The 3,707-nt window shown below is 43.8% G+C and carries 6 protein-coding genes and 1 pseudogene; 2 read left to right on the top strand and 5 right to left on the bottom strand.

All coding sequences use genetic code 11. From position 1 onward, the window contains the following. A pseudogene (locus tag B7Y67_RS12850) lies at positions 1 to 424 on the top strand (RNA polymerase factor sigma-54); the annotation flags it as partial. 3 nt (positions 425 to 427) lie between these two features. Here B7Y67_RS12850 and B7Y67_RS12845 read toward each other — a convergent pair. From B7Y67_RS12845 to B7Y67_RS12835, 3 genes are read right to left on the bottom strand one after another with little or no spacing between them, the layout of a single operon-like run. Beyond that, positions 428 to 1,195: a GGDEF domain-containing protein gene (locus B7Y67_RS12845; protein WP_293598987.1), complete on the bottom strand. Its 768-nt coding sequence runs from the start codon at positions 1,193 to 1,195 to the stop codon at positions 428 to 430. A 24-nt stretch (positions 1,196 to 1,219) separates the two neighbouring features. Further along, positions 1,220 to 1,687 carry a hypothetical protein gene (locus B7Y67_RS12840; protein ID WP_293598986.1) on the bottom strand — a complete coding sequence of 156 codons (468 nt, stop codon included), beginning with the start codon at positions 1,685 to 1,687 and terminating at the stop codon, positions 1,220 to 1,222. A gap of 17 nt (positions 1,688 to 1,704) precedes the next feature. Further along, complete coding sequence (locus B7Y67_RS12835) at positions 1,705 to 2,268, bottom strand: hypothetical protein (RefSeq protein ID WP_293598985.1); 564 nt, start codon at positions 2,266 to 2,268, stop codon at positions 1,705 to 1,707. A gap of 197 nt (positions 2,269 to 2,465) precedes the next feature. Between B7Y67_RS12835 and B7Y67_RS12830 the strand changes: the two genes are divergently transcribed. Beyond that, complete coding sequence (locus tag B7Y67_RS12830) at positions 2,466 to 2,738, top strand: hypothetical protein (RefSeq protein ID WP_215302714.1); 273 nt, start codon at positions 2,466 to 2,468, stop codon at positions 2,736 to 2,738. 9 nt (positions 2,739 to 2,747) lie between these two features. On the opposite strand, the gene B7Y67_RS12825 is transcribed toward B7Y67_RS12830, so the two are convergent. Together B7Y67_RS12825 and B7Y67_RS12820 are read right to left on the bottom strand one after the other, a co-directional pair. Beyond that, positions 2,748 to 3,134, bottom strand: coding sequence for a hypothetical protein (locus B7Y67_RS12825; RefSeq protein WP_293598984.1), 387 nt, complete (start codon positions 3,132 to 3,134; stop codon positions 2,748 to 2,750). Between the two features lie 15 nt (positions 3,135 to 3,149). Further along, entirely contained in the window at positions 3,150 to 3,623 is a 474-nt protein-coding gene (locus B7Y67_RS12820; protein ID WP_293598983.1) for a polymer-forming cytoskeletal protein, read from the bottom strand. Between the last annotated feature and the right edge of the window lie 84 nt (positions 3,624 to 3,707).

Below are 3,707 nucleotides of genomic sequence, written 5' to 3'. Positions count from 1 at the left end.
GCGCGAGGAAACAATTCTCAAGGTTGCTCAAGAGATCGTTGCGCGCCAACAAAAATTCTTTTCCATGGGTGCGGTTGGAATGAGGCCACTTGTACTGAGAGAAATTGCTGAAAGCCTCAATATGCATGAGTCCACTATCTCGCGCGTGACGACTCAAAAGTATCTTTCATGTCCACTCGGAATTTATGAATTCAAATACTTTTTCAGCAGTCAGCTCAGCTCAGAAAAAGGCGGGGCAATTTCTTCAACAGCAGTTCAAGCTTTGATCAAGCAAATTGTTGAAAACGAGCCATCAACCAAACCGATATCTGACACCAACATCGCCAAGTTACTGAGTGACCAGGGCTACGTTATTGCCAGAAGAACTGTTGCGAAATACCGTGAGGCTCTCCGCATACCAGCAGTGCACCTTCGCAAAGCTTAGTACTCAAGAAAAAATCTGAATACTATTTTGCCCAGACTTTTTCGCTTGATACATTGCCTGATCAGCCCTGTTCACTAAATCGCTCATCGATAGTTTTTCATCAGTCCGGATCGCAACGCCGATACTGGCGCCCAAAAATAATCGCATCGGATTATCCAGATTTAATTGCAGTGGCTCGCCAATAATTCCCAATAGTCGGGTGGCCAGCTGCATCACCACATCAGGCGCGCTCACACCCTCAAATACAACAATAAATTCATCCCCACCCCAGCGAACGGCCATGTCAGTCGGTCGGATCGCTGCCTGGATGCGTTGGCTGATCGCAACCAATACTTGATCTCCGATCACATGCCCGTGCTGATCATTGATTACTTTGAAGCCATCTAGATCAATAAAACAGATGGCTAAGTTCGTCTTAGCGCTGACTCCATGGGATTCTTGAGAGAAAGACTCCAATAGACTTGATCGAGTCAATAAGCCAGTTAACTCATCCCGATTACCAGAGATAGCTTTCCCACCCTCACCTAGTAAGTCAGAAAGTAGGTGGCGTTGAAAAGTAGATAAGCTGGGATCCTGAGCTAGATATGCGATCGCCGCCTCTCGATTTGTCGCTTGCAAAACTTTTTGTAAGTTCGCCAAGATGCTCTTGAGTTGCTCGGCAGCAAATTCTGGGTTAGCAGCGATGAGGTCCAGCCTTAAATCCAAATTTAGGTGAGCCGAGTTTTCTGGGTCCTTAGGCATCGATGCTGCGGTAGTTTTAAAGAAAGCCATCTCCAACTTCTCTAAGTCGAGAAATTATTTACAGACGATGTTTTTAACATCAGCCTCAATACTCCCTGAATCAATTCGTATTGGATTTGATTTACTTTTCTCAAAAAATACTTCATTGAGCGCCCCCGCCTTAGCATCAAAGAACATGTAAGAAGTGCGGTAATAAAAGGAATTATTTTCCTTGCAATCTAGGGCGCCGCTAGCGCTAAATAAATTAAATGTTTTCCCATCAGGAGCAAGCTGATCTTTATTGAAGTGCGCAGAGACTGTGTACCAAATATAAGGTCCCTCTGCTTTGCCCCAACCTGCTAGCAAATACAGCGTGCTCTCAGAATTCTTTCCCAGGACGATATCTTTATCGTTGGCAGATTTACTTGCCCCCTTAGACTCTGAAGTTTTGGCATGACCAGTATCTGCAGGCGCTTTTGCAGATACTCCGCCAACAAAAGAGATCAATGTGCAGGCAAGTGCAAGATAAATGAGTGGCTTCATACGGCAGAAGAATTGGTTCACTTTGCAAGCTCCACGATCTGAGTGCTAGCCCATTTCTCAAATGCAGGTGGCGCCGCCTGTCCCTCAGTTAAACCAAAGTAGCTTACTTTGCCACCTTCAATCAGGGCAGCATAAATACGGCCCTTGCTTGGATCAATCACTAATGCTGCTTGCGCTACAGCGCAACCCAATTTTTGACATCCTGTACCCAGGATTTGTGGTCCCACATAAACCAAGGGTGCGCTATCTTCAAGCGCAGTAATGAAATTTGGATAACTAGCCCCTAACAAATACTTAAAAAGGGGCTCATTGTTGGGGCGCTGAACGAAGCTTAGTGATGAGCCACCCACCAGCAAAGGAGAATAGGTTGCGACATATTGACTGCCGTTAGCAAACTTTTCACTTTGTTGAGTTTGCGACACTTTATCGGCCTGCTTCTGCTCAGACTCAGCCTGGTACTCCCAAGCCTTAAAGGCAATATAAAGCAGCACTAAAGCAATAAATGCATAAATCAAAACTTTGGCAATTTTTTTGGCTATTAGCCCAATTTGATTTACGATCATTTGCGGTTTGATATCCATACTGCGTGTCATATTGAAGTGGCAAAGCATTCGATTGAATCTGCAATGTCGACCTAGCATCACTATAAAGCAAATCCCTGGGATTTCCACCAAATGGCAAGACCTAGTCAAGATTTGCAATAATCTATGTTTATCAGCTAAAAATCTCTAAGACTTACAGATCGAGTTATTAGCTTAAACATTATTTTGGGGTATCTATGGGCAATTTAGATGACGCAATTAAAGAGCTGCAGGCAATCAATACTCACTTAGCCGAGATTAGCGCCAATCTTCAGCAAAGAGATCGTAAGTCCGATGAAAGCCTCAATGTCATCAGAAAAGATCTTTGGAACATCAAAAATATTGTGGCAGATGAAGGCATTCAGAATCGCATTGTTCAAAAGGGTGTAGAAAAAGCCCTCGCAAAAGGCTTCGGATATCTATTGATTTCCGGACTGATGCTTTACATTGTTGGCAAATTTTTACTCTGAATTCAGCAATTACTGTTTTATCAGCTTTACAGACTCAAGTGATATTGAGAAATCGACTGGAGCAAATAGGCGCTGAAAGAAGGATTGCTCGCCAGAGTCATTAATGACTCTGTACAAAATCAAATAAGTCCCAGCATTTGTCAAAAGCTCTGCACTGCAATCCCTCTGAACTGCATTGTGAGATTTTTCTTGGAATTGCCCAAACGCTAAAGTTTGTGAATTATTCAGAAGCTGCTCATTATTTCGCAACTTATTATTGAGCAAGATTTGGATATTCTCGTCACGGCACTTAGGCAAGTCTCTAAAGTAGTAGGTGTGAACTATGGCGCTGACAACCACCAGGACGATAAAAATTAGCAATCCATACCAAGGGGCTTTATTTCTAAACTCTGTCATTTAAATCATGACTACTTAGTAGCCATCAGCCTTAGTCATCGGCAACACATTATTGAGAGACTCATCACTACCCTGGTCATCGATCAAGTGATCCGTCAGATCTGACAATAGGCACTTTAAATTACCATTCACTTTAGCGTCTGGATGAACGTTAATTTGCGAGTAAGTCACATCACCATTGACGATTGCACCGGGATAAATCTCAACACGACCCTTTGCGTAAACTGAACCTTCAATGCGGCCGATAATAATCGCGTGGGCGCTGTGAATATTGCCCTCTAGAAACCCCGATTTACCAACTACAGCGGTGTACCCATCCGTGGATCCTGAGGACTCCTCATCTTGATGGATGTCGCCAACAAGGTGCCCGGAGAGCAACATATTCCCACTGTGTGTGAAATTACCCTTTACGGTAGATCCACTGCCAACCATGCTGGCATAAGTCAACTGTGTATCGGCCATTGGGCCTTTTTTTGAAAATTCGAACATTTCTCAATACCTCAAAAAATTAGCGCACAGGATAGTGGGCCATTAATTCACTTCGAGCAACTGCACTTGCTTAGTCCCAGCGGC

The sequence above is a fragment of the Polynucleobacter sp. 35-46-11 genome, assembly GCF_002281105.1.
The sequence above is the reverse complement of the archived record's forward strand: the minus strand, read 5'-3'. Positions and strand labels throughout refer to the sequence as shown.